General features: G+C 53.1%; 33 protein-coding genes and 2 pseudogenes. 12 read left to right on the top strand and 23 right to left on the bottom strand.

What is annotated here, in order from left to right; genetic code table 11:
• Window positions 1-181 (bottom strand): DUF763 domain-containing protein (locus ACTJI9_RS19550; RefSeq protein ID WP_440810396.1); only part of this gene is annotated, 181 nt, incomplete at its 3' end.
• A 180-nt stretch (window positions 182-361) separates the two neighbouring features.
• Between ACTJI9_RS19550 and ACTJI9_RS19545 the strand changes: the two genes are divergently transcribed.
• From ACTJI9_RS19545 to ACTJI9_RS19525, 5 genes are all read left to right on the top strand, one after another.
• On the top strand, window positions 362-760 hold the full coding sequence (locus ACTJI9_RS19545) for a GFA family protein (protein ID WP_440810394.1): 399 nt from the start codon (window positions 362-364) through the stop codon (window positions 758-760).
• A 139-nt stretch (window positions 761-899) separates the two neighbouring features.
• On the top strand, window positions 900-1,550 hold the full coding sequence (locus ACTJI9_RS19540) for a DUF6766 family protein (protein ID WP_440810393.1): 651 nt from the start codon (window positions 900-902) through the stop codon (window positions 1,548-1,550).
• 72 nt (window positions 1,551-1,622) lie between these two features.
• Complete coding sequence (locus ACTJI9_RS19535; RefSeq protein WP_440810391.1) at window positions 1,623-2,114, top strand: YciE/YciF ferroxidase family protein; 492 nt, start codon at window positions 1,623-1,625, stop codon at window positions 2,112-2,114.
• A gap of 39 nt (window positions 2,115-2,153) precedes the next feature.
• Window positions 2,154-4,268 (top strand): catalase, encoded by a 2,115-nt coding sequence (locus ACTJI9_RS19530; protein ID WP_440810389.1) that lies wholly within the window; start codon window positions 2,154-2,156, stop codon window positions 4,266-4,268.
• Window positions 4,269-4,501: 233 nt separating this feature from the next.
• Window positions 4,502-5,395: a hypothetical protein gene (locus ACTJI9_RS19525; RefSeq protein WP_440810387.1), complete on the top strand. Its 894-nt coding sequence runs from the start codon at window positions 4,502-4,504 to the stop codon at window positions 5,393-5,395.
• 348 nt (window positions 5,396-5,743) lie between these two features.
• Here ACTJI9_RS19525 and ACTJI9_RS19520 read toward each other — a convergent pair whose 3' ends face one another.
• Window positions 5,744-5,938, bottom strand: coding sequence for an isochorismatase family protein (locus ACTJI9_RS19520; RefSeq protein WP_440810385.1), 195 nt, complete (start codon window positions 5,936-5,938; stop codon window positions 5,744-5,746).
• 53 nt (window positions 5,939-5,991) lie between these two features.
• Here ACTJI9_RS19520 and ACTJI9_RS19515 point away from each other — a divergent pair, with 53 nt between their 5' ends.
• Entirely contained in the window at window positions 5,992-6,165 is a 174-nt protein-coding gene (locus ACTJI9_RS19515) for a hypothetical protein (RefSeq protein WP_440810430.1), read from the top strand.
• Window positions 6,166-6,400: 235 nt separating this feature from the next.
• Here the strand turns inward: ACTJI9_RS19515 and ACTJI9_RS19510 are convergent, their stop codons facing one another.
• From ACTJI9_RS19510 to ACTJI9_RS19500, 3 genes are read right to left on the bottom strand one after another with little or no spacing between them, the layout of a single operon-like run.
• On the bottom strand, window positions 6,401-6,580 hold the full coding sequence (locus ACTJI9_RS19510) for a hypothetical protein (protein WP_440810383.1): 180 nt from the start codon (window positions 6,578-6,580) through the stop codon (window positions 6,401-6,403).
• 59 nt (window positions 6,581-6,639) lie between these two features.
• Window positions 6,640-7,242: a general stress protein gene (locus ACTJI9_RS19505; protein WP_440810381.1), complete on the bottom strand. Its 603-nt coding sequence runs from the start codon at window positions 7,240-7,242 to the stop codon at window positions 6,640-6,642.
• A 32-nt stretch (window positions 7,243-7,274) separates the two neighbouring features.
• The gene (locus ACTJI9_RS19500; RefSeq protein ID WP_440810379.1) at window positions 7,275-7,598 is read right to left on the bottom strand and encodes a PepSY domain-containing protein; all 324 of its coding nucleotides are present in this window, start codon (window positions 7,596-7,598) and stop codon (window positions 7,275-7,277) included.
• 264 nt (window positions 7,599-7,862) lie between these two features.
• Between ACTJI9_RS19500 and ACTJI9_RS19495 the strand changes: the two genes are divergently transcribed.
• Window positions 7,863-8,066, top strand: coding sequence for a CsbD family protein (locus ACTJI9_RS19495; protein ID WP_336441704.1), 204 nt, complete (start codon window positions 7,863-7,865; stop codon window positions 8,064-8,066).
• Window positions 8,067-8,133: 67 nt separating this feature from the next.
• Window positions 8,134-8,574 carry a DUF1810 domain-containing protein gene (locus tag ACTJI9_RS19490; RefSeq protein ID WP_440810377.1) on the top strand — a complete coding sequence of 147 codons (441 nt, stop codon included), beginning with the start codon at window positions 8,134-8,136 and terminating at the stop codon, window positions 8,572-8,574.
• Window positions 8,575-8,843: 269 nt separating this feature from the next.
• Here the strand turns inward: ACTJI9_RS19490 and ACTJI9_RS19485 are convergent, their stop codons facing one another.
• The 5 genes from ACTJI9_RS19485 to ACTJI9_RS19465 form a co-directional block, all read right to left on the bottom strand.
• Window positions 8,844-10,772, bottom strand: a complete 1,929-nt coding sequence (locus ACTJI9_RS19485; RefSeq protein ID WP_440810375.1) for a PAS domain S-box protein — start codon at window positions 10,770-10,772, stop codon at window positions 8,844-8,846.
• 78 nt (window positions 10,773-10,850) lie between these two features.
• Window positions 10,851-11,273: a hypothetical protein gene (locus tag ACTJI9_RS19480; protein ID WP_440810373.1), complete on the bottom strand. Its 423-nt coding sequence runs from the start codon at window positions 11,271-11,273 to the stop codon at window positions 10,851-10,853.
• A complete protein-coding gene (locus tag ACTJI9_RS19475) occupies window positions 11,254-11,598 on the bottom strand; it encodes a hypothetical protein (RefSeq protein ID WP_440810372.1) in 345 nt (114 codons plus the stop codon). Before ACTJI9_RS19475 ends, ACTJI9_RS19480 begins: the two co-directional genes overlap by 20 nt.
• 43 nt (window positions 11,599-11,641) lie before the next feature.
• On the bottom strand, window positions 11,642-11,977 hold the full coding sequence (locus ACTJI9_RS19470) for a hypothetical protein (RefSeq protein ID WP_440810370.1): 336 nt from the start codon (window positions 11,975-11,977) through the stop codon (window positions 11,642-11,644).
• Window positions 11,978-11,979: 2 nt separating this feature from the next.
• Window positions 11,980-12,405 carry a hypothetical protein gene (locus ACTJI9_RS19465; protein ID WP_440810368.1) on the bottom strand — a complete coding sequence of 142 codons (426 nt, stop codon included), beginning with the start codon at window positions 12,403-12,405 and terminating at the stop codon, window positions 11,980-11,982.
• Between the two features lie 130 nt (window positions 12,406-12,535).
• Here ACTJI9_RS19465 and ACTJI9_RS19460 point away from each other — a divergent pair, with 130 nt between their 5' ends.
• Window positions 12,536-13,021 carry a DUF4142 domain-containing protein gene (locus ACTJI9_RS19460; RefSeq protein ID WP_440810366.1) on the top strand — a complete coding sequence of 162 codons (486 nt, stop codon included), beginning with the start codon at window positions 12,536-12,538 and terminating at the stop codon, window positions 13,019-13,021.
• 202 nt (window positions 13,022-13,223) lie between these two features.
• The gene (locus ACTJI9_RS19455) at window positions 13,224-13,667 is read left to right on the top strand and encodes a hypothetical protein (RefSeq protein ID WP_440810364.1); all 444 of its coding nucleotides are present in this window, start codon (window positions 13,224-13,226) and stop codon (window positions 13,665-13,667) included.
• Here ACTJI9_RS19455 and ACTJI9_RS19450 read toward each other — a convergent pair.
• Both ACTJI9_RS19450 and ACTJI9_RS19445 read right to left on the bottom strand, forming a co-directional pair.
• Window positions 13,621-13,890: a DUF6894 family protein gene (locus ACTJI9_RS19450; RefSeq protein ID WP_440810363.1), complete on the bottom strand. Its 270-nt coding sequence runs from the start codon at window positions 13,888-13,890 to the stop codon at window positions 13,621-13,623. The two genes, ACTJI9_RS19455 and ACTJI9_RS19450, sit on opposite strands and share 47 nt — an antisense overlap.
• Before the next feature lie 55 nt (window positions 13,891-13,945).
• On the bottom strand, window positions 13,946-14,443 hold the full coding sequence (locus tag ACTJI9_RS19445; protein ID WP_440810361.1) for a YciE/YciF ferroxidase family protein: 498 nt from the start codon (window positions 14,441-14,443) through the stop codon (window positions 13,946-13,948).
• Window positions 14,444-14,984: 541 nt separating this feature from the next.
• Between ACTJI9_RS19445 and ACTJI9_RS19440 the strand changes: the two are divergent.
• A pseudogene (locus ACTJI9_RS19440) lies at window positions 14,985-15,095 on the top strand (LysR family transcriptional regulator); the annotation flags it as partial.
• A 124-nt stretch (window positions 15,096-15,219) separates the two neighbouring features.
• Here ACTJI9_RS19440 and ACTJI9_RS19435 read toward each other — a convergent pair.
• The 10 genes from ACTJI9_RS19435 to ACTJI9_RS19390 form a co-directional block, all read right to left on the bottom strand.
• Window positions 15,220-15,567 carry a cupin domain-containing protein gene (locus tag ACTJI9_RS19435; protein ID WP_440810359.1) on the bottom strand — a complete coding sequence of 116 codons (348 nt, stop codon included), beginning with the start codon at window positions 15,565-15,567 and terminating at the stop codon, window positions 15,220-15,222.
• Window positions 15,564-16,415 (bottom strand): 5-dehydro-4-deoxy-D-glucuronate isomerase, encoded by an 852-nt coding sequence (kduI, locus tag ACTJI9_RS19430; protein ID WP_440810358.1) that lies wholly within the window; start codon window positions 16,413-16,415, stop codon window positions 15,564-15,566. Before kduI ends, ACTJI9_RS19435 begins: the two co-directional genes overlap by 4 nt.
• 12 nt (window positions 16,416-16,427) lie before the next feature.
• Entirely contained in the window at window positions 16,428-17,207 is a 780-nt protein-coding gene (locus ACTJI9_RS19425; RefSeq protein ID WP_440810356.1) for a FadR/GntR family transcriptional regulator, read from the bottom strand.
• A gap of 13 nt (window positions 17,208-17,220) precedes the next feature.
• Window positions 17,221-18,501, bottom strand: a complete 1,281-nt coding sequence (locus ACTJI9_RS19420; RefSeq protein WP_440810354.1) for a TRAP transporter large permease — start codon at window positions 18,499-18,501, stop codon at window positions 17,221-17,223.
• Window position 18,502: 1 nt separating this feature from the next.
• A complete protein-coding gene (locus ACTJI9_RS19415) occupies window positions 18,503-19,093 on the bottom strand; it encodes a TRAP transporter small permease (RefSeq protein ID WP_440810352.1) in 591 nt (196 codons plus the stop codon).
• 62 nt (window positions 19,094-19,155) lie between these two features.
• Window positions 19,156-20,130: a TRAP transporter substrate-binding protein gene (locus ACTJI9_RS19410; protein ID WP_440810350.1), complete on the bottom strand. Its 975-nt coding sequence runs from the start codon at window positions 20,128-20,130 to the stop codon at window positions 19,156-19,158.
• A 449-nt stretch (window positions 20,131-20,579) separates the two neighbouring features.
• The gene (locus tag ACTJI9_RS19405) at window positions 20,580-20,855 is read right to left on the bottom strand and encodes a type II toxin-antitoxin system RelE/ParE family toxin (RefSeq protein WP_440810348.1); all 276 of its coding nucleotides are present in this window, start codon (window positions 20,853-20,855) and stop codon (window positions 20,580-20,582) included.
• Entirely contained in the window at window positions 20,855-21,115 is a 261-nt protein-coding gene (locus ACTJI9_RS19400; protein WP_440810346.1) for a CopG family ribbon-helix-helix protein, read from the bottom strand. Before ACTJI9_RS19400 ends, ACTJI9_RS19405 begins: the two co-directional genes overlap by 1 nt.
• A gap of 288 nt (window positions 21,116-21,403) precedes the next feature.
• Window positions 21,404-21,916, bottom strand: coding sequence for a GNAT family N-acetyltransferase (locus ACTJI9_RS19395; protein WP_440810344.1), 513 nt, complete (start codon window positions 21,914-21,916; stop codon window positions 21,404-21,406).
• A gap of 347 nt (window positions 21,917-22,263) precedes the next feature.
• Window positions 22,264-23,490: an MFS transporter gene (locus tag ACTJI9_RS19390; RefSeq protein WP_440810342.1), complete on the bottom strand. Its 1,227-nt coding sequence runs from the start codon at window positions 23,488-23,490 to the stop codon at window positions 22,264-22,266.
• Window positions 23,491-23,554: 64 nt separating this feature from the next.
• Here ACTJI9_RS19390 and ACTJI9_RS19385 point away from each other — a divergent pair, with 64 nt between their 5' ends.
• Window positions 23,555-24,565: an AraC family transcriptional regulator gene (locus ACTJI9_RS19385; RefSeq protein WP_440810340.1), complete on the top strand. Its 1,011-nt coding sequence runs from the start codon at window positions 23,555-23,557 to the stop codon at window positions 24,563-24,565.
• A gap of 292 nt (window positions 24,566-24,857) precedes the next feature.
• On the opposite strand, the pseudogene ACTJI9_RS19380 reads toward ACTJI9_RS19385, so the two are convergent.
• Window positions 24,858-25,553: pseudogene (locus tag ACTJI9_RS19380) on the bottom strand (SDR family NAD(P)-dependent oxidoreductase).
• Between the last annotated feature and the right edge of the window lie 132 nt (window positions 25,554-25,685).

The following is a 25,685-nucleotide window of genomic DNA, read 5'->3' as shown; positions in this document are numbered from 1 at the left end:
CTGCACCAAAGGACTGAAACCAGAATGGGTGAGAAAGCCGACGTAAAAGTTCATCACGGCCGTAATGGTGAATGATCGCTTCGCACATAAGTGTTCCGAGCTTAGTCATCCGATCGCCCAGCCAGCGGGGAACTCGTCCTCCGTGCAGCGGTAAATCCGCACTGCCAGCTCGTCTTGCCATTAATTGCTATAACCACTGTTCGAATCCGTGGTGCGCAAGAGGCTCTAAGATGGAATGTGGTGACAGTGGTAGTGAACACAACTTCCATGGCATTTGCATGGGTTACAAAAACTGACCCGAATTTTGGTTGTATCGGAACATTAGATTGGCGGATGGGTTTTCTGTCCCGGAGGACATATCATGCCAGCGCAAATCAGTGGCGGTTGTTTATGCGGCATCGTCAGATTTCATTTAGCTGAAATCGAGCGAACTCATCTTTGCCACTGTGACATGTGCCGACGCGCCACAGGTAGCGCATTTGCGGTTTTAAGTTGGGTTAAATCGGACAAGCTCAGATGGATGTCAACCCTGCCAAAACAGCGGCGTTCGTCCCCCTTGGCGACCAGAAGTTTTTGTGGCGATTGCGGAACGCCGATCTCCCTGAATTACGATGGATCGGATGAGGTCGGTATATACACTGGGACACTGGACCAACCGGAAAGGGCAATTCCCGCTTACAATTATAATTCTCAATCTCGTCTACCGTGGGTTACATGTGGCAGGCGGCTTCCCAACCAAGCAGGGACAGAGGTTTGGTAATTTCAATCACGGGATGGCGCTGGAGCGCAGCCGCGCCACCTCCTTTTATAAAAACGATGCCTTATCGGCGGAACCGCATCCTTGCAGGGGGGTTGAGTGTGAGGCGGCCGATCTAACGCCCACCCGGAGGCTCTAAAAAATGAAAAAATTGCTGAAGAACAATGGTTTGACAATTGTGTTGACCCTCGCCTTTCTGGGTAGTTTGCTCGGAATGTGGATCTCAGGCTGGTACCAAGAGAATGCTGAGCTCATCAGCCATGGTCTGCCTCCCCTAACTTTGCTCGGCTATACCATGGATGAGTCTTTCCTATCGGCTCTCTTCGAAAACTGGGAAAGCGAATGGCTGCAAATGTCATTCTACGTCATGCTGACTGCCTTGCTGTTCCAAAAAGGATCTGCGGAGTCGCGTGATCCAGATGAAGCCTCAACAGCCGAGGGCAAGTTGACGGCCAAGTCGTATCCTGTTTGGCTAAGACGTTCTGCGATGGGCCGATGGATCTATCGCTATTCTCTGGGCCTGGCCTTGGCCATATTATTTTTAGCCTCTTTCGTCGGGCATCTAATAGCCAGTTCTGCGTCCTACAACTCCCAAGCCACCATGCACCACGAAGCCACGCGCAGTGTGATTGAACATTTTGCGAGTTCCCAGTTCTGGTTTGAGTCTTTCCAGAACTGGCAGTCAGAGTTCTTTTCAACCGCCATGCTGGTTGTTCTGTCCATTTTCCTGCGTTTCAAGGGCTCGCCTGAGTCTAAGCCTGTATCCGCACGAGACAGTGAGACCGGAGCTTAGGTGAATATATTTTCCTCCTGCGAGGGAACCAGTCTCTCCAACCAAGGTTAAGACTGCAAAGGAACCAGCATCATGCAAAACAAATCAGTCGAAGACCTCTACAATGATGGCTTGAAGGAAATCCTTTATGCCGAGCGTAAAATTCTGCAAGCCCTGCCTAAGATGTCGGCGGCTGCAACTTCGGACAAGTTGACAGCTGCATTTGATAAACACCGAAAGGAGACTGAAGGGCATGTCAGTCGCCTCGAAAAAGTTTTTGCAACATCGGGTCAGCCCGTGGTGGCAAAGACCTGCGCAGGCATAGATGCGATAATTGAAGAAGGCGAGCTAATCATTGCCGATTATAAAAACAGCCCCGCTCTCGATCTCGGCCTTGCCGCCGGTGCGCAGGCGGTCGAGCATTATGAAATCGCAAAATATAAAGCTTTGAAGAAGTTGGCGGCGTCTCTCGGTAACTCAGATGCTGCCGAATTGTTGGATGCCACTCTACAGGAAGAAATGCAGACCGAAGCCGATCTTGACGCACTTGCCGATGCCTTGGACGGTTCCAAGGTTAAGCGCTGATCACCACGAATTCCCGCACTAGACTATAGAGGGACTACAATGCCCAAATCTTCGAAAAGTTCGCCGGCAGATAACGCAACGATCCATGATCAAAAACTCCATCGCGGTCCGGGTGGAGAACTGCATCAGCTGGCATCGACCGACACTCCAATACTCACGACGGCGCAAGGTGGCCCGGTAGCGGATGATCAAAACTCGCTGAAGATAGGAGCACGGGGACCAACTGTGCTTGAGGACTTCCACTTTCGTGAAAAGATTTTTCATTTCGATCATGAGCGCATTCCCGAGCGCGTGGTTCATGCACGTGGCTATGGTGCTCACGGATTTTTTGAAACCTACGAATCCTTGGCCCAGTATACGCGGGCTGACCTGTTTCAAAGGGCGGGCGAACGCACCCCCGCTTTCGTCAGATTTTCGACGGTGGCTGGCAGCAAGGGTTCCTTTGATCTGGCACGAGATGTCAGAGGTTTTGCCGTCAAAATCTATACGCAGGAAGGCAACTGGGATCTGGTCGGGAACAACATCCCGGTGTTCTTTATTCAGGACGCTATAAAGTTTCCGGATATGGTTCACGCGGTAAAGGAAGAGCCGGACCGCGCTTTTCCGCAGGCGCAGTCAGCGCATGATAATTTCTGGGATTTTATCAGCCTGACGCCCGAAAGCATGCACATGATCATGTGGACAATGTCCGATCGCGCCATTCCCCGTTCATTCCGGTTCATGGAAGGGTTCGGGGTCCACACCTTCCGACTTGTCAATGCGAAGGATGAGTCGACTTTCGTCAAATTTCACTGGAAGCCGAAGCTCGGACTGCAATCCGTCGCCTGGAACGAGGCGGTTAAAATCAACGGTGCCGACCCTGACTTCCATCGCCGTGACCTGTGGGATGCAATCCAGTCGGGAGCGTTCCCTGAGTGGGAGCTACAAGTGCAACTGTTCGATCAGCAATTTGCCGATAGCTTCGAATTCGACATTCTGGATTCAACGAAAATCATTCCGGAAGAAATACTTCGTCCTATCCCCGTTGGCCGTCTCGTTTTGGACCGCATGCCGGACAACTTCTTTGCAGAGACCGAACAAGTCGCCTTCATGACGCAGAACGTCCCCCCCGGCATCGATTTCTCAAATGACCCATTGCTCCAGGGACGTAATTTTTCTTATCTGGATACACAGCTGAAAAGGCTCGGCGGGCCCAATTTCACGCATATTCCCATCAACGCTCCAAAATGTCCTTTTGCTCACTTCCAGCAGGATGGGCATATGGCAATGCGCAATCCAGTTGGGCGGGTAAACTATCAGCCAAATTCATGGGGTGAAGGCCCAAGAGAGTCACCTGATAGAGGATTTCGCTCATTTGCTGACGTGGAGTCCGGCCAAAAGGTAAGGCTGCGTGCTGAATCCTTTGCAGATCACTATAGCCAAGCCCGTCAGTTCTTCATCTCGCAAACTTTGCCGGAACAAAAGCACATAATCGCCGCTTTGACCTTTGAACTCAGCAAGGTAAAAACTCCGGTGATCCGTGAACGGATAGTTTCGCATCTTTTGAACATAGATGAGACACTGGCATCAAAGGTCGCCAAGGGCCTAGGTCTGAAAACTATGCCTGTCGCCGCAGAAGCGGCCGTTCCCACACGTCAGGATCTTGACCCTTCTCCTGCGCTCAGCATTGTCAAGAACGGGCCCCAACGATTTGAGGGTAGAAAGCTCGGAATTCTGCTGACCGACGGATTTGATATGACGCTACTGAAAGATCTGCAAAAGGCAGTAATAGCCCAGAAAGCTGTTTTCGAGGTCATCACGCCGACGGTCAGCGGAGCCACGGCGTCTGATGGAACGTTTGTAGAAGCAGATCAAATGATAGATGGCGGCCCGTCAGTTCTATATGATGCTGTGGCTCTGCTGCCCTCAGAGCAAGGCGTCGGAGAATTGGTCAAGGAATCGACTGCCCGTGATTTCGTGGCCGATGCTTTCGCCCATTGCAAGTTTATCGGCTACAACGCGTCAGCAGTTAAATTGCTCGACAAGGCTGGAGTTTCGGGTCAACTCGATGAAGGCATCATACAGCTGAACGGACCGGACGATATCGCGAAGTTTATCATGCAGCTTGGAAAGTTGCGCATCTGGTCACGCGAACCAAATGTGAAAATGCATTAGCAAAACAATCTTACGGAGCGCAGTGCACTGTGTCTTTGAAAATGATTCCAGATGGAACTAATCCATCATCAGAGCATTAAAATATCAGCTGTGTTGAGCTTAAACATTCGTGACCTGACAGAATAGGTCATTACAGGAGGTTTCCCATGGGCCGCGGTATTCTTCTATGGTTACTCGGAATTCCGATTCCAATCATCATTCTCCTCTTTCTGTTTATGCGATAGGAGAACATCATGTCCCTCACAGATTTGAACGTGGGCGCTGATCCAACCACGGAATCTAGCTCGTCCGCAGTAAGTTGGGGGCCGATCATTGCAGGCTCCGTCGCCGCGACTGCAATCACGCTTTTGCTTACGCTGTTCGGTTCGGGGTTCGGGCTGACAATGGTTTCACCATTTGCGTCTGAAGGCGCATCTGCCGCAACGTTTGCGGTGTCTACAGCCGTCGGGCTGATCATCGTGCAATGGGTATCAGCTGCTTTCGGTGGTTACCTGACTGGCAGGCTGCGCACCAAATGGTCCGGCGTTCACACGAATGAAGTCTATTTCCGTGATACCGCGCATGGCTTCATCTCATGGGCAATTGCAACATTGTTTCTCGTTGTCGTTCTCGGTTCTGCGATCTCTTCGACGATTGGCGCCGGTATTCAAGCGGCCTCCAGTGTAGCATCCGGTGCTGCCAGCGCAGCGTCTTCTGCTGCAGGTGCTGCCGCAAACAGTGACTCGGCAAACTACTTTGTCGACAGCCTGCTACGCCCCGGCAGCCCGGCCGCTGCCAATGCGGAACAGGCAGGTCAGGCAGCATCGGAAGTTTCCCGCATTCTGCAGAATGCCGCCACGACCGGTGAAATGCCCGCCGATGATCGCGCCTATCTCGACCAGCTCGTTGCCTCGCGAACCGGTTTGAGCGAGGCAGATGCCAAGGCCCGCGTTGATGGCGTTCTCGCTCGGATCGAAGAGGCGAAAAAGTCGGCGATCGAAACAGCCGAGGCAGCCCGGAAAGTCGGAGCAACAACGGTATTCATGACCGCACTGTCGCTTCTGATCGGAGCCTTTATCTCCAGCGTTGCTGCCGCAATCGGCGGCCGCCAGCGGGATGAGGATGAAAACGGTCATCTGAATAAATAACTTCGAAACGCGGCTCGTGGCACGCTATGGCAGGAGTTTGACCGCTACTGCGCTTACTTCAGGATGGTGTAACTGGACCAAAACGACCACGCGTATTGTTGGACAAGGTGCTCAACCGCCAACTCCGCGGCTTCACAGGTTTAGAAAACGGACCGGATAGTGGTAGTGCTCGAATCTGACATTCTGCATCTCCCTTTCAACGCAAACGTCTTCACAGATTATTCGAAAAGCTGAAAACGAGGGGCGCGAGCATATCAATTTTTAAACGACCATCCGCTTAGAACTAGCTCGGTTTCCGCGGTTTCGACCCGGAGCGACAAGCGTGCGGAATAGCAGTCCTGCATTGCATCATGCGCCTACGATCACCCTGTAATCAAGATTGACCGCGCCCAATACCGTCGCCAAAACACAGATATCTGTCTCTCCCTCGGAAACCAGCAGCGTGTTTACATCAGCCGATAAAAGAATTTTATGGAGCACGGTGAAGACCAAGGTGAGTAGATGTTTTTGTCCAATCCGGGCAGGAGGGACATAAGCCTTCAATTCTGAAACAAGGCCGACTCAATCAGCCCAGCTGACCATAGATGTAATAACGAATGGAACGCACTTTCGGCATAAACCTCGAAGATATGAACGCACCGGAATGTTTCGAAGTTAAAGAACAGCTTCGTGAGAAGATGAATATTCCGGTATTTCATGACGATCAGCACGGCACAGCGATCATTGTTGCCGCTCCGATCACGCCCGACCGCATCTTCCGGTGTAGCTAACGGCATAAACTTTGTAAATATGGTTCGCTCGGGTCGGTGTTCAACCAGCTTGCAAATGTTAGGAAGGTCGGTCTCAAACCAAGCATCGCACAAGGGCTGCTGCCTGTAAAAATCCCCTGCATATCCATGCATAGGTGAACCGCTCAACTGCCCGGAGGGCCGAATCCCAAAACTGCTCCCATAAAATTGCCTCGACATGGCATGGCGTTTGACTAACGGCAGGAACATCCGCGGGCTAGCGCTTTCTTGGCAGTCCCTTTTCCGTAAATGTCGCATCGCCATCTTTCTTCCCAGAAAGCACGCGAGGATTGGCACTTGCGACGCCGTCATTGTCGGATTTGGTTTTGCCCTTGGCGAAACTGCCTTTGGCATCCACTCGGGTTTCTGATGCTGTTTTGATGTTCTTGATGACCACGGCTAATACTCCGAGAGGCTCCCCCATCCCTGCATGAAGCTTGAATGGGGAAGAAAAAATTAAGGCATCAGGTCGCGTGTCTGACGTAGACGATCACGTTCCTTGAGGACATCGTCATCCGTGTATTCAGGCGCGTTCTCGTCAAAGCGTTCCCAACCTTCTTCACGATACACGGCCCGCCGGGCTTTAACATCGACAGCACTGTCGTCACTGAGGATAGCCCTTGCCGCATCGACGTGCTCGTCTTCCACGCGGGCAGACACGAGTGTACTGCCCCGTCGCACGCCTTCTGCGTACACATGCGCGTCGTCTTCATCAACACCGGAGGTGATGAGGGAGCCGATAATACCGCCGGCGGCACCGCCTGCTGCAGCGCCGGCTACTGCGCCAGCTGCCGTCGCCGCCAGCCAGCCGGCAGCCACCACCGGACCAACACCGGGTATGGCTAGCATACCCAATCCGGCCAAGAGTCCGCCTGTTCCGCCAACGACTGCGCCGACGCCGGCTCCGGCCCCCGCACCCTCCCCGGCATTGCTGTCGTGCTCTTCACCGTCGCGGCCAATGATGCTGATATCCGATGAAGAGATGCCGGCGTCTTCCAACGCATTTACTGCCGCTTTCGCGTCACTGTAGTTATCGTAAAGTCCCGTTACAGTCTGCATAACAATCTCCCTATTTCTTTTGCTTACCGCGATTATTTCGCGGTCTCTGTTATGTTGCCTTGGTAGTCGAGCTTAACAGTCGAGGGTTTTCCATCTTTCATGGCTGTAGCGTTCCAGATCCCATCTTCACCTTTTGTGAGGCCGCTAATCTCGGAGTAACCCTTGCTCTCGATGCGCTCCTTAGCCTGTGCCTCAGTGAAACTATTCTCGCCGGGGACAGGAGCAGATGGATTTGCAGTGTCTGGAGTAGCGACCGCCGGTGTTTCCGACTCGGTAGCCGGTTTTGTGCCAGTGTCCTGCGCATAGGCAGCTGAAAAGAAAGAAAGAGCACCTAGTGCTATAACGAAACGGATCATTTGTTACCTCCGGTCAGTTCTGATCTTTGTTGATCAGCTAAAAGGTAACTGTCGGTCAGTTCATAGGTTCCGTAATAAGGGTCTAGCCGAAAAAATGAATGTTTCTCAGCGTTTAAGTATCTCTTAAAAGTTAAGGTCACGACATAAGCTCAGCATTACCCGTATCCTATTCCAGGGAAATATTTCTCCGTCAAATGCATAGACAAGTCGGAACTTTGTTCCTCTGTTCAAGTTATAAATGCATCAACAACAAGGAGAAATGTCATGGCATGGGACCGTGTTGAAGGTAACTGGAAACAGGTTAAGGGCAAAATCCAGGAACAGTGGGGAAAGCTTACTGATGACGATCTGGATGTGATCAATGGCAAGCGTGAGCAGCTTGAGGGAAAAATCCAGGAGCGCTATGGCAAAGCAAAAGACGAAGCCAAGCGTGATGTCGACGATTGGTACAACACCCAGACCTGGTGACAATGATAACTGAATGGAAAGCTCCGGATCTCGAGATCCGGAGCTTTCTTTATAGGAAGCCAGCGCGGTGGATATCAGCAATTACAATCTAGGTCGGTTTGTGAAAGCGCAGGAACCTGTTCTGTCTAAAGCGAGACGTGAGCTGAAGGCGGGTTTGAAACAGTCGCATTGGATGTGGTTTATCTTTCCCCAACTGGAAGCGTTGGGAAAGTCACCGATGGCAAAACATTATGGGATCTCAACAATTGACGAAGCGCGGGCCTATCTTGCCCATGGCCTATTGGGTCCCAGATTAGTCGAAATGACAGAACTTGCCATAGCCCATCGGGGTAAGACGTTGCGTGCGATTTTCGGATCGCCTGACGATTTGAAGTTTTGTTCATCCATGACACTTTTCAGTGCAGCCTCAAACGGTGCCGAGATATTCGACGACGCATTATACTGCTTTTGTCAGGGACAGCGACACGGGAAAACACTTGATATCCTGAACCAAGCTCCGACGGGATGAACGAAGGCCCGGAGCGGGTGGACAACGCCTACCGAACGGGATAAGCGCTCGCCTGCCATTTCGTTGGCCAAGGTCGGAAACCGGAAAAACTCCCTTGTCCGCTCTGCCGTTATGTCCGGTTGACACGGCGGCACTGTCCTCAGATAAAATGCAAGATAACAAATATCGTTCCGCCAGGCAGATTTAGTGACCGCCATTGGGCCCGCTCATTATAACTCGTGCATTTGGTGGGCTGGCTGAAAACCTTAAATTCAAGGACTGAGATTTCATCATACATTTTTCATCGCATCACGAATGGCCGTGGACAGATTGCTCTGCATGAATGGCTTTGTAAGAAGCGGAACCTTTCCAACGTCCGATGGCAGTTCAGAGTAGCCAGTTGCAAGGATCGCCCTTGTCGTTGGCCAAGAGGTTTTGATCTCCCGGATTAACTGCGAGCCGGACATTCCAGGCATCGCCTGATCTGTTACCACCAAGTCTATGTCCGCAGACGAATTCAGTAACTCAAGGGCTTTCTTGCCCGAATTCGCCTCGACAACCGTGTGGCCAAGGTCTTCCAGCATCGCCACCGTATTCATCAGCACAAGACTGTCATCATCAACGGCGAGTATCTTCAGCTTCTGCGTTGGCAACTCAATCGGCGAATGGATCGCTTCGATCTGTTTGGAAAGATTTCTCTCGGCAACGGGCACCCAAAGCTCTGCCGTTGTGCCCTGCCCCAGTTCGCTGGACACTACCAAGCGTCCGTTGAGCTGTTGCATCAGACCATGCACCATCGACAGCCCGAGACCTGTGCCCTTCCCAACACCTTTGGTCGTAAAAAACGGCTCCGTTGCGCGCGCCAGCGTCTCGGCGTCCATACCACTGCCCTCGTCCTTCACAGAAAGGCATATGTAAGCGCCAGGTGTCAGGTCGGTCTGCGGTTTGTCGATCGTTTCCTTCCGGCCTGCAACGGTGATCGTACCACCGCCCGACATTGCGTCGCGCGCGTTGACCATGAGGTTCAGCAAGGCAAGTTCGAGCTGATGAGGGTCAGCCAAGACAGGGTCCAGATTAAGCGGGAACCGCGTTTCAACCAAAATCGTCGGACCGAGCGAACGCTGGAGTAGCTCCTCCATACCTCTCACCAAAGTTATGGCATCCACTGGCTTCAGTTCAAGATCTTGCTTTCTGGCAAAGGCAAGCATGCGTTTTGTCAGATTGGCACCACGTTCCGCCGCGAGAACCGCATTGTTGAGCAATGCCTGTGCACGGCGGTCTTCAGGCAGATGTTTACGCAGAAGTTCGAGGCTACCGAGAATTGCCATCAGCAAATTATTGAAGTCGTGGGCAACTCCCCCCGTCAGTTGTCCGATGGCCTCCATCTTTTGCGCTTGGAACAATGCTTCCCGCGCCTTCTCAAGTTCTTGTTGGGTGCGGGTACGCTCTGTGATATCTCTAGTTACCTTAGCGAAACCAATAAGTTCACCCGCTTCATTTCTTACGGCATCGATTATGACATTTGCCAAAAACCGTGAGCCGTCTTTTCGCACCCGCCAACCCTCTTTTTCGAACCGGCCTTCCTTTGCCGCAGTCGTCAGAGCGGTATTCGGGAGGTTATCGTGCAAATCCTCGTCTGTGTAGAATTTTGAGAAATGGCTGCCGATTATCTCTTCGGGCGAGTAACCCTTTATTCGCTCGGCACCGGCGTTCCAGCTGACAACATTGCCTTCCGGGTCGAGCATGTAAATCGCATAGTCCGTGACGCCTTGGACAAGGATGCGAAACTGCTCCTGGCTACGCCGGAGCGCATCTTCAGATACTTTCCTTTCTGTAAGGTCGCGGGTGACTTTCGCGTATCCCAAGAGTTCGCCGTTGGAGCCACGTATAGGGTCGATGACAACATGTGCCCAGAAGCGGGCACCGTCATTGCGAACCCGCCAGCCTTCGCCCTCGAACTTTCCTTCACGTGCGGCCGTATCGAGTGCGCGCTGAGGAAACCCGGTAGCGCGATCCTCTTCCGTATAAAAGCGTGAGAAGTGTTCCCCGATAATTTCGTGAGGACGGTATCCTTTGAAACGTTCCGCGCCAGTATTCCAGCTTGTGACCATACCCTCGTTGTCGAGCATGTAGATAGCGTAATCAGTGACGGCGTCGAGAAGAAGCCTGTAGCGTCCTTCTTCAGTCAAAGAGGACTCATATCGGTCGCCGCGTTTCATAAATAATCCTTATCAAGTCTATGTAATGTGTCTTTGCGAAAAGGTTGGGATGCAGAGCCTTTGGCGTACCAAAAACCTTCAAACAGGTTTTGGCTGCCCGGGAATTGTGGTGCTTGTCACGGAAACGGGATCGCTTCCTGGAAAACTCTGCTCCAGCCCCTCGTCCAATTGCTCATTCAAGGTTTTGATATCTTCCGCCCTTCCGGGGGTGCGTCTTTCGCCCAATTCAGAAGCTGACGTAAGGTCGCCGCTGCCCGATGCTCCCTTGCTCGTCACATCCTCCTCACTGTTCGAAAATGCTGCAATTTGAACTATGACAGCTTTAGCTCGTGCGATGAGCATGTCACTGTCGTCGCTTTCAGGCGAGTTTAATGTCACTGACACGGATTCTCCGCCCGCACCCACAAATTCAATAAGGGCATATCCGCCGGTCGTGCCCGGCGTCACAATTGTATCGACAATCTGCATCACGCGCTCCTCTTCAGTTTCTGTTTTGCTCATTAAGCGGTTCAATCATTCCTTCGCCTTCGACCTGAATTATTTCACCATCAGGCTCATAGTCCTCCAGAAGGGGATTAGGAGCGGCGAGCGGACCTTTGGGTTGCTCCGGGTGGGCGATGGCGGCGGGTTGTGATTGCGCTGCGGTAGCAGACTGGCAAGATTGAACCAGCAACTGATTGGCCTTCGCAATAATCTGGTCGTGGTTCAGTTCATCGGCCTGTTCAACGAGCACCGAAACCCGGTTTCCATCAACACTGAGGAACTCCACAACGTACTGTCCATTTTTATCTGTACGATCGACGGTCGTTTCAATAATCTGTGTCATGCTTTCCTCCCGGCCAGATCAGGCCTGCCACTTCAATTCTTCATTATTTGGTAGCCAAAAAAGCTCCTGCAATGGCGTAGATTAACGAAGTTACTGGAGCCGCCCGAATGTTTTGCCGAAGCTTTTCCTGAGCAACCGAGGGAGCCTGCAGTGCAAGGTCTTTCGTGCCTTCTGTTAAAAGCGAGACTGACTGTGCAAGGCGTTCAACCTCATGTTTCATTGCGGACAGTCGCGTGTTGAACTCAGTTTCTTGCGGGCTGGCTCCATCACTCGTCGTCGTGGAATTTGATGCTGCCAGAGCCTGATCGACAAGTGGTGCTGGCGTTTGCAATCCGTCGTTAACAATCGGCGAATATTCAGATTTGAGTTTGATTTCCATTTCTATCTCCAAATGTCATCACTGGTCGTTATGGGCTTCTTGTTTTCACCAACGGTCTTTGCCAACTCGATAAAAGACAGCGACGAACTCGCGTCCAGCGCGTTGGCTTCGTGGAGAAAACGGATTGGGAATGTCACTGCATCGCGCTGAGGTGGCGACAGGGTTTCAATAAAACGATCATCGTTTTCCGCTCCGGCATCTGCTTGGGATAAGGCCTGCTCGATCTCGTCATTAGACAACAATCCTTTGGAAACCCACAACCTTCTGAGCGACGAGAGCGCCAGACATAACCCCTGATTGCCGGTATCCATAAACAACTCTCTATTCTTGTTTGATTTGAATATAGAAGCGGTGAACTCAGCCAAGGTTCCCTCGTGGGTTTGATCATTTTGCAGAGGCTGGAATTTGGAGAGTGCGGCAAGCTCCACTTCAGGTGTTCTTCATTGAGCGTGGTGCCAGTAATTCTGTTACATTGGTTTTAAATGCCGTGCCCAGCCGCCCCAATGGAACGTTCAGGGGTTGAGGCAGTTGTCTCCTCACAAACCATTGGAGGAAATAATGAAACTCAAATTCACAATAGTGACTGCAGGCATTTTACTGGCGACTTCGGCGTATGCTGCTGAGGTTACGAAGCCCGCCGAATTCGCAAAGATGGCGGCTATATCGAATATGTTCGAAATTCAGTCGAGCGAACTAGCGCTTAAGCAGTCAGATGATGCTGCGGTCAAGAAATTCGCTGAACATATGATCTCAGATCACTCCGAGGCTGGTGAAGAAATGATGCCTGCCGCGAAGGCCGACAAGGTCGACGTTCCAACCAAGCTGGATGATGAGCATCAGACCAAGCTCGACGCACTTAAAGCAGCCGATAAATCGAGCTTTGACAAAATGTACAAGGCTGATCAACTGAAGGCACATGAAACCGCCGTTGCTCTTTTTTCCATCTATTCTGCTAACGGCGACGCTGGAGAATTGAAAGCTTTCGCTACGAAGACCCTGCCGACCCTCACCGAACATCTTGCTGATGTCAAAAAGATGCAGTGAGACTGTTTGTTCAACCTCCGCATTCCATAGGATGCGGGGGCATTTCTTAATTTAGGAACGTAGTTCCACCTGAACACAGAATTCTCTCGGCTTGCCCGGATAATTATGATGCTCCTTGATCGAGGAGATTGAAGGCCATTGAGCAATCGTATCCGCTGTCAGCGTCAATAGGGAGCAGAGTGGTTCTACTTCAAGCATAAGGATGAAGATAGAATCTGGTCGATTTGATGAGGGGTCGACTTTCAGCCCTATCGGCGTAAGCTGGTCGCAGCATCAATACTACGCATGTCTGGCAATTGATGTTGGAGAGATGATCGTGCTCCCGCCCAATCCAGCGAGGGAGCAGGCCGTGACATTTCCCCGATATGATCAAAATTATTCTGAAATCGATTGGCGCATTATGGAATATGCGCATCGTAGCGCGTCACGCTTTCTCGATCGTGATCCTAAATTTCACGTCCGTTCCGGCCGGCTCGCCAGAACAATCATGAATACCTTCAACAGCGGCGAGCACGATTTGCGGCAGCTGGCAGCATTAGGCGTTAACCGCGAACTGGAGTTGATGTTCATGGATCGATTGAGTGACGTGGAAGTGACGGTCATGGAAGCGATCCCTCCCAGTCAAAGTTCCCATGCAGTCCATTAGGACGCAATACATCAGAAAAACGAATACGACCGACTGATCTGTTATTCTCGTCAAATATCTTCACCGTCCAGTTTTCTTGGTTGAGACCGGCAAAAATCCCCTCCTGAACCATCTCTACAGCGGTTTGATAACCTTCTCTGAGCGCAGCTATGTCACTCTCTAGCTCAATATCACTTACAGTACCCTGCTCAAAATCTTCCTGAAACTCATAGCGGTATTTCATTTGCTGCTTTCGAGGGCGGCCCAGCGCTACCAGAGAGAAGCGCTGGGCCGAAGAATCAAGCCGCCTGAGCGGCTGGATTCAGCGAAGCTTCAGCCAACGCTGTTAGCGTGGCATCGGTCGCTTCTTCCTCTTGAAGCGTGGTCACAAGAATTTTCTGCGCATCCTTGTAGCCGAGTTCACCAGCCCAGCGAGCAAGCGTGCCATAGCGGGCTATTTCATAATGCTCAACAGCCTGAGCCGCTGAGGCAAGTCCGGCATCAAGAGCAGGCTGACCCTTGAAGTCATCCATAATCTCTTCGCCTTCGGAGATAATCCCTTCAATCGCATCACATGTTTTGCCTTGCGCGCGCTTGCCAATAATTTCGAAGACCTGCTGCAGACGTTCGACATGAACTTCGGTTTCATCCCGGTGCTTTTCAAACGCCGCCTTCAATTCTGGCGCAATTGCAGCTTTTGCCATTTTCGGCAGGGCTTTCAGGATTTTCCGCTCGGCGTAATAGATGTCCTTGAGCGTTTCATGAAACAGTGTTTCGAGTGTTTTTGGTATTGCCATTTGTCCGACCTCCTCGTCAGTTATCCACGTTCGTGGTAACTGAGGAACAGGTGAACTCGGCCAAAGTTCCGCATTTCAGTCGGTATTAGCAAAGAGCTTGAACTTGCTGCCGCCCGCGAAGATGGCGAGGCGCCGAGCCACCGTTGGCGGCCGCGAGCTGTTTGGCAAGAATCCAACCAAGGGAGACATGCGTGCTGATCGACCTTGTCATATTGAACCTGTTCGATGATGATAATGATGACCGGGACGATGGCGACTGAAGCGCAGGTGCCCCAAGGTCACGAAAGTGTATATAGTAACGATCCGCCGTAACATCATTGATTAACGCATCGATCTGTGTCCCGACCCATGCGGGCATTGCGGCGGCCGCGGCAGCGGAGCGTACTCCGCCGCGACCGTATCGAACGTCCGCACGGTATTCTGACAGGGGCCGTGGGATGGGCTTCTGAAGGAGCCCCTTGACGTCGCGCCTGAGTAACCTGTCAATCTTTTCCACGCCCTGCGGAACAGGAACCAACTCCTTTTTTGCGGCCACTCGGCGCTCTACCCATCACGAAGGCTGCTTAGTGCACGCGTGCGTTCCTGGACGTTCTCAAACAGACTTTTTCAAAGGGGTACGCCAGACGAACTTGCCGCCTTTACTGGCAAGTAAATGCGTGTTTTCCGCGATCGAGCGATGGCATTTTACGAGGCATAACCGCGTGGCCGTGGCCAGTGCAGCAGCAGATCCGTTGTGGGCGGCCAATGTAAAAGGCGGGTGCGCCGACTAGTCTGAACTACTTGAGGAATTCCGCTCGATGCGGGGTGAAGATATCGATCAAACGGCCCGCCTCCAGGGCCTTAACTCCATGCGTAAGATTCCCTGGAACGATGAAACTTCCGCCTTGCTCAAGAGTGGTGATGACGCCATCAATGGTCACTTCAAATCGGCCTTCCGCAACATAACTTGCCTGAATATGCGGATGTGAGTGCAGGCTTCCGACAGCATTCTTTTCGAAAAGGACTTCCACCATCATCATCTCATCAAGATAGGCCATGATGCGCCTCCTCACTCCGGGCTCAGTGTTTTCCCAGACACCGTCTCCCGCAGCCACAAAGAATCCGCGTCCGATGGTCGAACTCATTTCAGGTCATCCATGGCGACGGGGTCAACGTCGGTGTAGTCCACATTGTCACCGGCCATGGCCCAAATGAAGGCGTAGCTTGATGTGCCTGACCCGGAATGGATCGACCAGCCTGGCGAAAGAACAGCCTCTTCATTGCGCATCACAATGTGGCGGGTTTCATCAGGCTCACCCATGAAATGGAAAACGCGGCCAGTTTCCGGCAGATCAAAATAAAGATAGGCTTCCATTCGGCGATCATGCACATGGCACGGCATCGTGTTCCAAACCGAGCCCTGTGCAAGTTGTGTCATGCCGACGACAAGCTGACAGGTCTTCACACCATCCGCGTGGATGAATTGGAAAATTGAACGTTCATTCGATGTTGCCTGACTGCCAAGGTCGACTCGCTTAGCATCGCCGATACGAATGTGCCGGGTTGGATAGGTCTGGTGTGCAGGGGCGCTGAGCAGATAGAACTTCGCGGGTTGCTGACTGTTTGCCGATTCAAAAGATACTGTTTCGACGCCCATGCCGACGTAAAGCATGTCCCGTTCCGCGAGTTCGAAGGTCTCGCTACCAGCAACCACGCTACCCTTACAGCCTACATTGACGATAATCAGTTCGCGGCGGTCCAGAAAATTCTTCGTGCCGGTCGCCTTGATCGTTTCAAGAGTGAGCACGCCACCAACCGGCGTCGCACCACCGACAATCATGCGGTCATAATGGGTATAGGTGAGATTGATCTTATCCGGTTCGAAAAGATTGCCTATGTGAAAATTATGGCGCAATTCATCGGTTCCCATCGCAGAAGCGGCTACGGGGTCGATGGCGTAACGTGCGCTGTATTCGATATGATCTTGGGTCATGCTATCTTGAAACTATTCCTGATTTGATTGTGGTTCCCTCACGGAACCGGCTTCATAAAATCCATGCCGCGCCTGGATTCTTCCGAGATATCGTTGCTGGCTCGCAGACAAATGCGCGCGCATGGCACCGCGCGCTGCCTCGGCGTTTCCAGCTGAAATTGCATTGAGGATTGCCAGATGCTCACGCTGCAGCCCGCGCTGATAATCCTCCGACTGCGCTACTTCCGTTGACCATGGCGAAGTGACGTCACACGGAATAGCGCGGCGTCCTAGGACGTCGAGCATTTCAACATAGAACGGATTATTGGTAGCGCTGGCTATTGCCCGGTGAAAGGCAAGGTCAGCCGGTCCCGTCGGCTGGTCCTTCAACAACAGCGTATCAAATTCGAAGAATGCCTCCTGAATCTCCGCTTCCTGGGCTGCATTGTGACGGATCGCGGCCAAGCCGGCGGACTCGATTTCGATTGCAAGCCGCACTTCAAGCACATTCAATGCAATAGAATTTTTGGTGCCCATTTCGGAAGTCAGCGCACCAAATGCAGTTGAGAGCTGTTCAATGACGAAGACGCCTGCTCCCTGCCGTGGTTCGACCAGACCCGCGGCAGCAAGTTGGGCCAACGCTTCGCGGATGACAGTGCGGCTGACACCAAAGGTTTCGGTGAGCTGGCCCTCTGTCGGCAGCTTTTGACCGGGTTGAATGAGTCCGGTTTGCAACTGTTCACGTATGGCCGCGACAACCGATTCGGAAAGCTTCGGCTTTCTCTCAACCCTCAGATCAGTCACAATATCCATATAGAAGCCGCCTTTACTTGAAAACGCTCGGAAGCCAGAGCGAGATGGCGGGAATATAGGTGACAAGCCCTAGAACCACAATTCCGGCACCGTAGAACGGCCATATCGAGCGCATTGCTTGCCATACAGTTATCTTACCGACGGCGCATGCCACAAACTGCACCGTTCCGACAGGCGGTGTATTCAACCCAATACCCAGATTGAGGATCAGGATGACGCCGAAATGAACGGGATCAACGCCATAATGCGTTGCGATCGGCAGGAATATCGGTGTGCAGATGATGATCATCGGCCCCATATCCATGAACGTACCAAGCAGCAGCATGAGGACATTGAGTAATAGAAGCACCATCAACGGATCCGTTGAGATTGCGTTCATTCCGGCAATCAGCGCCAAGGGCACCTTCAGATAGGCCATCAACCAACTGAACGAGGCTGCCGTGCCAATGATTACAAGCACCATGGCAGTCGTGCGGACGGCACCCATGGTTGCATGGACAAAGTCATCCCATTTCATGGATTTGTACCCGAAAACCGTAACGAGCAATGCATAAATGACCGCGATGCATGAGCTTTCGGTCGCAGTGAAAATGCCTGAGCGTACACCACCAAAAATAATCCCGATGAGCAGCAGGCCCGGAACAGCTATGATCGCCAATTGGCCGGCACGGGCAAAACCTTGGAATTTTTCGATGGGATAACCACGTTTGCGCGCCACAAAATAAGCAGTCACCATCAAGGAAGCGGCAAGCAGAAGCCCGGGCATGATACCGGCCGTAAACAAATCCGCGATGGAAATCTTTCCGCCACCGGCGATGGAATAAATGATCATGTTTTGGGACGGAGGCAGAAGCAGCGCGATCAGCGCTGCCATTGAAGTCACATTGACGGCATAGTCCGCGCCGTAGCCCCTTGCCTTCATTTGCGGGATCATGAGCCCGCCAACAGCCGCAGCTTCCGCAACGGCCGAACCGGAGATGCCACCAAACAGCGTCGCGGCGATAATATTGACCTGTCCCAGACCGCCTCTTAAATGTCCGACCAATGAACCGGCGAACGAAACGATCTTTTGCGCAATACCGCCACGCACCATCAGGTCGCCCGCATAGATAAAAAACGGTATTGCCATGAGCGAAAAGGCACTCATCCCTGAATTCAACCGCTGAAATACGACGAGGGGCGGCAAACCAAGATAAACAACCGTCGCAAAGCTCGCCGCGCCAAGGCAGAATGCTATCGGCGTTCCGATAAACATCAGAAGCGTGAAAACACCGAATAATATCCAGAGGTCCATCTTATGCCTCCTGCACAGCTGGCATATCCGGCACATCTTCAAGGTTGATATCCTTGTCGACAGCAACACCGGCAAAGCGGAGGACCATCCGCTCCAGTGAAAACAGGCTGATCAGACATCCACCAGCAACCAGAGGCAAGTAGTCGAAACCTCCCGGTAGTCCGAGGGATGGAATAGTCGACTTCCAGGTAAGAGCAACCAGCTTGCCGCCATACCAGACCATTCCAAGCGAGAATGACAGTACGACAACATCCGAAATCGTTCGCAACGCAGCCTTGCTGCCCTTCGGCAGCACGTAGAGAAGGACATCAAAACCCAGGTGGAAATTCTCGCGAACGCCTATGGCTGCACCAAGAAAGATAAACCAGCTCATCACCATAATGGCACTTGTTTCTGTCCAGCTGGGCGACGAATTGAGAACAAATCTTGAGAAAACCTGATAGGCCACCAGTCCTGTCATAACCACAAGCCCGAATGCTGCCAGATGAAGAGCGCAATCGTTTACTTTCGTAAGCACGATACTCCAACGCAAAAGACGCGCTTTGTTTTCGGAAGGCGCTTGTGTTCCTTCCTTTGAATTCATGTTTGCCATCGGCAAATCCCCATTCCAGCTCATTTTGGCATGGAGAGCCCGACACTCTCCATGCCATCAGCCTATTCGGTTGCCTGAATGCGAGCCGCCATATCTTTAAGTTCTGGCGTCGAGAGATACTTTTCATGGACGGGTTTCATTGCGTCGATAAGAGGCTGTTTATCGATCTCATTGATCTTGACACCCGCTGCCTCGACGATTTCCCGCGATTTCTTTTCCCGGGCGTCCCAGAGTTCGCGCATCTTGACGACACTGTCTTTTGCAGCCTGTCGGAAAATTGCCTGATCTTCCGGAGTAAGCTTGTCCCAACTGGATTTTGACATGACAAGAACTTCCGGCACGATCTGATGCTGATCGATTGTGTAATACTTCGCCACTTCAAAATGTTTTGCGGACTCGAAGCTCGGCCAGTTGTTTTCCGCTCCATCGATAACTCCCGTCTCAAGCGCGGAGTAAACCTCGCCATAGGCCATTGGAGTGGCATTGGCGCCCAGTGCATTGACCATATCAACAAAGACATCTGACTGGATGACGCGGAACTTCATCCCTTTCAGGTCATCGAGTGACGTGATTGGCTTCTTTGTATTGTAGAAGGAGCGCGCGCCTGAGTCATAAAACGCCAGACCAACAAGATTGTGCGCTTCAAATGCCTTGAGTATTTCCTCGCCAATAGGTCCGTCCATCGTGTGGCGCATATGATCAGTCGAACGGAAAATGTAAGGAAGGGATGGCACCCGCGTCAAGGGAACGATGCCATTGAAAGGCCCCATCGAAACCCGGTTAAAGTCGATTACCCCAGCTTGCGTCTGTTCGATCGTATCCTTTTCCTCGCCCAGCTGAGCCGAGTGGTAGACTTCCACCCCGTAACGTCCGGCCGTCCGCTCCTTGATAAGCTCACCCAGATACTTCACCGCTTCAACGGTTGGGTAGCCATCTGGATGCGTGTCAGCTGAGCGCAACTGCGTCTGTGCGCTTGCCGAACCAATGAGCAGCGAGCCAACTGCAAAAGCCAGCGTTGTCAGTCTTGAAATATACATGCCCGTCCTCCCCTTTTTTAGTTGCCCGTATTCCAGGCAATAATGACGCCGACATAAGTCTACAACGCTGCTCAGCCATCCCCTCCTCCTGAAGATCCTGCTTGCTGCATGCTGCCGTAATCCAACAGCAAATGGATATGGATCACTTAAAGTAATGTCAATATACAAATTATAGTTTCTTGTATGATGAATTTTGGAACGAGTGAATGGATGTCATTCCGATCCGCAGCGACGAGTGCTATGCGTGCGGATGGGGCATGGCGAGGCAAAGCTGTTTCCAGCAGTGCGGTGGTTGAGATTGGGATTGAGTCCAGGCAGAGGCAAACTCAGCACCGAAGTGCGACCAGGCTTCTCCGCAAGGGAGCGACAGATCCTAACCAGTCCTGTCCCGAACATCTGCCCAGGATCGTAGGCAACTGCGCGGCAGATCCAACGATGTAGAGACTCCGCTATCGATCCTCTCCCGTGTGCCATATCCGCAAGATATAAATCGAGTTACTTTGAATTTCATAGCGCATCTCGTACTGGCCAATGAGAATAATGCGGATTTCGCGAGGTTGAAATTCTTCCAGTTCCTCGCCAAGGCGTGGATGGAGCGATAATTGTTCTAGCGCAGCAGTAAGCGATTGCACCGTTCGGGCAGCTGCATTGGGATTGAGCGGCTGCAGGAAATCGTAGAGCCGCGCCAGATCGGACAACGCTGCCATGGTCCAGTCGATTTGCATCAACGCGGTACTGGCAGCGGCTTTTCTGTACCGAGGCTGGCAGCCCATGTCCGGACGGACTGATGGTCCATGACGTTGCGGGCGTCCACGTCGGAAAGCGCTTCAACCGTCAGTTGATGCCGTTCTTCTTCCCGGTCGATCCAGGCTGGTAACGCCTGCTTTACAATCCAACCACGCGAACGATCAAGTCGGCTGGCCAATTCATCCACCTTCTTAGCGAGAGGCAGCGGCACATGTGCGGTGAATACCTTGGTTTCCATAAACGCCTCCGCTATTAATCAAATACAATCATACTGATTAATAGCGATATGCAAGATACATGCATCGTGCACGAAAATGAAAGCTGTCAGGAAACGTTCGTTCGAAAATGCCGGATAATGGCCGATTTTCAGGCAGTTCTAATCGTAGCCCACATGTCTACAATCCCGATCAAAAGCGTCTTGCCTGTTGGGCGCCCGGCCGATGGTCTCGCCGGCCCGCTCCATCTTCGTTTCGCGGCTGAGCCGCGCAGGACGTCCTGGGCTATGATCGTGTGATCGAATCGGAACTCAACGCGCCCGCCGCAGCATCGGGACAAGCGTCGGCGACGAACCGACCTGGATCGCGCCGAGCTGTTCGAAGCCGTAGCGTCGGTAGAAGGGAATGTTGCGCGGGTTCGAGGATTCAAGATAGGCTGGCGCGTGATCAAGATCGCACCGTGCAAGTGCGTACGCCATCAAGGCGTCACCGTGACCTTTGCCTTCAAATATGGCAGTTGTTTCGGGTGCTAGAGCGCGCGCAACTGTGCTCTCTAGAACCGCACCAAGCTCTTCCTCGTCGGAATGCACGCCGGGCGATAGCCACAGCGCCGTGCCGGCGTAGCCGTCGGTGTAAAAGGCAGTTCCGTTACAGAATGCGGTGCTCCCGAAGGCCCGGATCATTCGTGGCATTGCTGTAAGGTACTGGTGTGCATGCGGCCAAGTCCATCGCGTCATGGGGTCTGCTGCAAACGCCAGTATGACCGTTTCAACCGCCAGATCTTCCTCGACTGCGGCCATAACTCTCACGGTTTGCGATTTCACATTGCCCTCCTGAGCAGGTGTTCGGACGCGGCGACCGCGCCCATTCTCAGCTATGCATCATAATCCGGATGACGGAGAAGCGATACCAATTGCTGCTGCTTCACAGGCAAGCATCTGGAAGTCACCCGTTTGGGAGCGAACGCCTCATGGTCTAAGATTGAAGCGGCAGGGGAATTCGTCGGACGGGAACCCACCTCGGCAATAGTGGATACTGCGGCTATTGGTCGATGTTGCACCCGGTGACACCACAAACGCTACCAGGTTCCCGATGTCTCCGGATTTTCGGAAGTACCTGCTGGGATGCTCTGCTTGATGAAGACCTGTCGGGCCTCCTCTGGCGGCGGCTGTCATCCTCGCGTCCTTGGAATAACCTTGACACACAACGCTATGATCAATGCCGCAATAAGCATCACGACGCTGCCTCCGAGGAACACCCCGACAATACCGCTCAAGCCGAACATAAGGCCCCCCGTTGCAGCTCCAGCAGCGATAGCTCCCTGCACCGAGGCAACCACCATTCCACCAGCGCTTTCCGCCTGATCGGGAACCGAACGCGCCACCCAGGTCGACCAGGCGACCGGGACGCCGCCAAATGCGAATCCCCAGAACGCCACCAGAAGCGCCAGTCCGACGCCAGAAACTGGTAAGAAGACCAATACCAGCCCAGCTATGCCCACCAGTGCCGGCATCAATACGAGGGTTCCGTGCAGACTGCGCTCCATCAACCACCCTCCAAAAAGAGTGCCTGCAAAATTTGCTACGCCAAACCCAAGCAATATCAGCGCGAGAGAATCAGGATCAACGCCTGCAGTACTTTCAAGAAAGGGTCTTATATAAGTGAACAGCGCATAATGCCCGGTATGAGCCAAAATGCAGCCCAGCATTCCTACAGCGATGCTTGGACGCAGCACAACGTCCAGCACTGTCCTCAGTCGGACCGTGGTTTTGCGCGAGGCAAGTCTCGGCAAGGTGAAAAGCTGAAACACCACTGTCACCAGCCCAATCGCCGCCGCCGCATAAAATGCGCTACGCCAACCGAACAACTCTCCGAGATAGCTGCCCAGCGGGACGGAAACGACAGTCCCCACCGCGATGCCGCTGAAGACGATAGACAGAGCGCGCGGAAGGAGTGCAGGAGGCACAAGCCGCATCGTGACGGCTGCCGCCATTGCCCAAAAACCACCAAGGGCAATGCCCAGAAAGACACGCATCACCAACAGGATCGTCATGTTGGAAGAGACGGCCACCAGTAAGTTGGATGCGATCATCAACGTGGAAAAGGCCAGGAGAACTGAACGCCGGTCGAGCGCTCTTGTCAAAACCGGCACGAATAAACCGGAAAACAGGGCCACCACGGCGGTTACGGTAACCGCCTGCCCGGCTAAAGCCTCAGACACGCCAAGTTCAGCGGCCATAGGTGTCAGAAGGCTTGCAGGAAGATATTCTGCCGTCAGCAGACCGAACACACCCATTGTCAGCGAAAACACTGCAAGCCATGCGGCGGATACAGGCGGGTTATGCACCACGTCATCAGGCTCTGTGCTTAATGCAGAGCAGCAGGCGATATCAGTCATTCAGGATTCCTTCCCGTATCAATCAGTTAGACCCGGAACCTAGACATCAAATGCAGGACGATCTATGATTTATTCACCTGTATTATTGATAGAAACTCCTGAAATGGCCCTGCAAAATTCCTTCGCGCTTTCCTCTGACCTCGTAAGTGAGTTGCTTTCCGGGATGCGCCTGCGTGGCGTGCAATACCGTCGCATCCAGACCGGGCCCGAATTTGGTATGAGATTTCTTGCCAGACCCGGCTATGCCTATTTCCACTACCTCGCCGTCGGGAACGCGCTCTTGCGGAGCGCGGACGGCACGTTGCACAAATTATCGGCAGGCAGCGCCGTTCTTGCCCCCCAAGGTGAGGAGCATGCCTTGCTGTCGGACAATGGCGTCTCAGTGCTGCCTATCGACAGCTTTGCTGCCGCCACCCTTGGCGACAATGTAAGTGGGGTGGATACCTGCCCCAGCACAAGCATGATTCCAAGCGCCATCCTGTTTTATGGCTGCATGGAGTTCGATCTTGGCGGGATGCAGGGACTTGGTCCGCTGATGCCACCCTTCATGCTTGCTGATGCTGAAAACGACCGCTATCCGGGGCTGGCGCCCATTTTTACCAGCATGAAGAATGAAATCTGCTCGGGCCGGATCGGGTTTGCAGGCATACTCGCGCGATTGGCTGAGGTGATGGCCGCCATGATCGTGCGAGGTTGGGTGGAATGCGGCTGCGGAAACGCCTCCGGTCTCGTTGCAGCCTTGCGCGATCCCCGACTGGCACGCGCCATTCTGGCGTTACATCAACAACCCGGTCGTGACTGGTCGGTGGAAAAACTGGCGGCGGAATGCAATATCTCCCGTTCAGTCTTTGCGGAGCGTTTTCAATCTACGATTGGTATCCCGCCACTGCGATATGCTGCAGACCTCAGGATGCGGCTCGCCAGTCAGTGGTTAACTCGTGACAAGCTTGCTATCGACACTGTAGCGCACAAGCTTGGTTATACGTCTCAAGCCGCCTTCAGCCGCGCGTTCAAGCGCATTACCGGTCATTCGCCAGGGGCGAGCCGCCAGCTAAACTTTGCTGCGACACTTTGAACGGACAACCACCTCTTCCCTGCTCTTCGCACTAGCAGAGCTCCGACATCGGTTAGAGCATCGCGGCGGGTGCAAGAGTGCAACGGACATGGCGGCACCGACGTGAAAGCGGTCTCTATATCTGCATTACATACTTCGCTTGGCCATGCTCAGCCAGTCACGAGCCGTGATTGCCAAAACCATCGCTTCCTCGCTGGAAGGCGATCAATTGTTCGTGCAGTGCGTCACGCGCTCGACCTCTGCCCGCGAAGGCGACCGATCAACGGAATTATGCCGAGCTTAGAGTACCGGCTTACCATCGATGGCGAGGCAGGGGATCGGAATTCCCGTCATGGAAGAAGCCGCCTGTCGGCCCCAGCGGGCCAAGCGTTGCGAGATAAACCGCGATCCGGGCCGCCTCTTTCGGCGTGCGCTCCCCCATATGGCCCGTCATATCGGTTGCAGTGAGGCCTGGATCAGCCGCGTTCACCTTGATGCCCTCGGTCATCAGGTCTTTTGCATGCTTCACCGTCATCATGTTGAGAGCTGTCTTGCAGGCGCAGTAGCCAGCATAACCGACGCTCCAGTTTTCACTCGTGATGTCTGCCGTGGCATCAAGACAGCTGAGCCCGCTGGACATCATGACAACCCGCGCGCCTTCTGCCTTGCGAAGAAGGGGTAAGAAAGCCTGTGTCACGCACAGAGGCCCGAGGGTATTCACCTCCAGCATCTGACGCATTTAATCGACCGGCTCTTCACTCGGTCGAAGCGCTCGGCCGAACATCAATCCGGCATTATTCACGAGTACGTGGAGTGCGGGCGCTTCGTCTACGGATCCGTCGTCAGTTACATCGAGGCGAATTGCGGTTGCCGCGAGGCCGTCACGACTGAGCTTCTCGGTGGCTTGCTCGCCAAGCTTAAGATCACGACACCCGAGCCATACAACATGCCCGGCCTGTGCGAGTTGCTGCGCAATAGCGAAGCCGATCCCCTTATTCGAGCCCGTGATGAGGGCATCTTGTCAGTCATCGTTCTGTTCCTGTGTTGTAGCGGGACGTCCAGCGTCAGGAGATCGCACAAACGTTCGATTGAGAGACAGGTCGCGCGACGCGATCAGCGCAATCCTGCAGCATACACGTGT

This window comes from Phyllobacterium sp. 22552 (assembly GCF_052044585.1).
Taxonomy (GTDB): Bacteria; Pseudomonadota; Alphaproteobacteria; order Rhizobiales; family Rhizobiaceae; genus Phyllobacterium; species Phyllobacterium ifriqiyense.
Note: the sequence above shows the minus strand (reverse complement) of the source record. Positions and strands in the feature narration are given on the sequence as shown.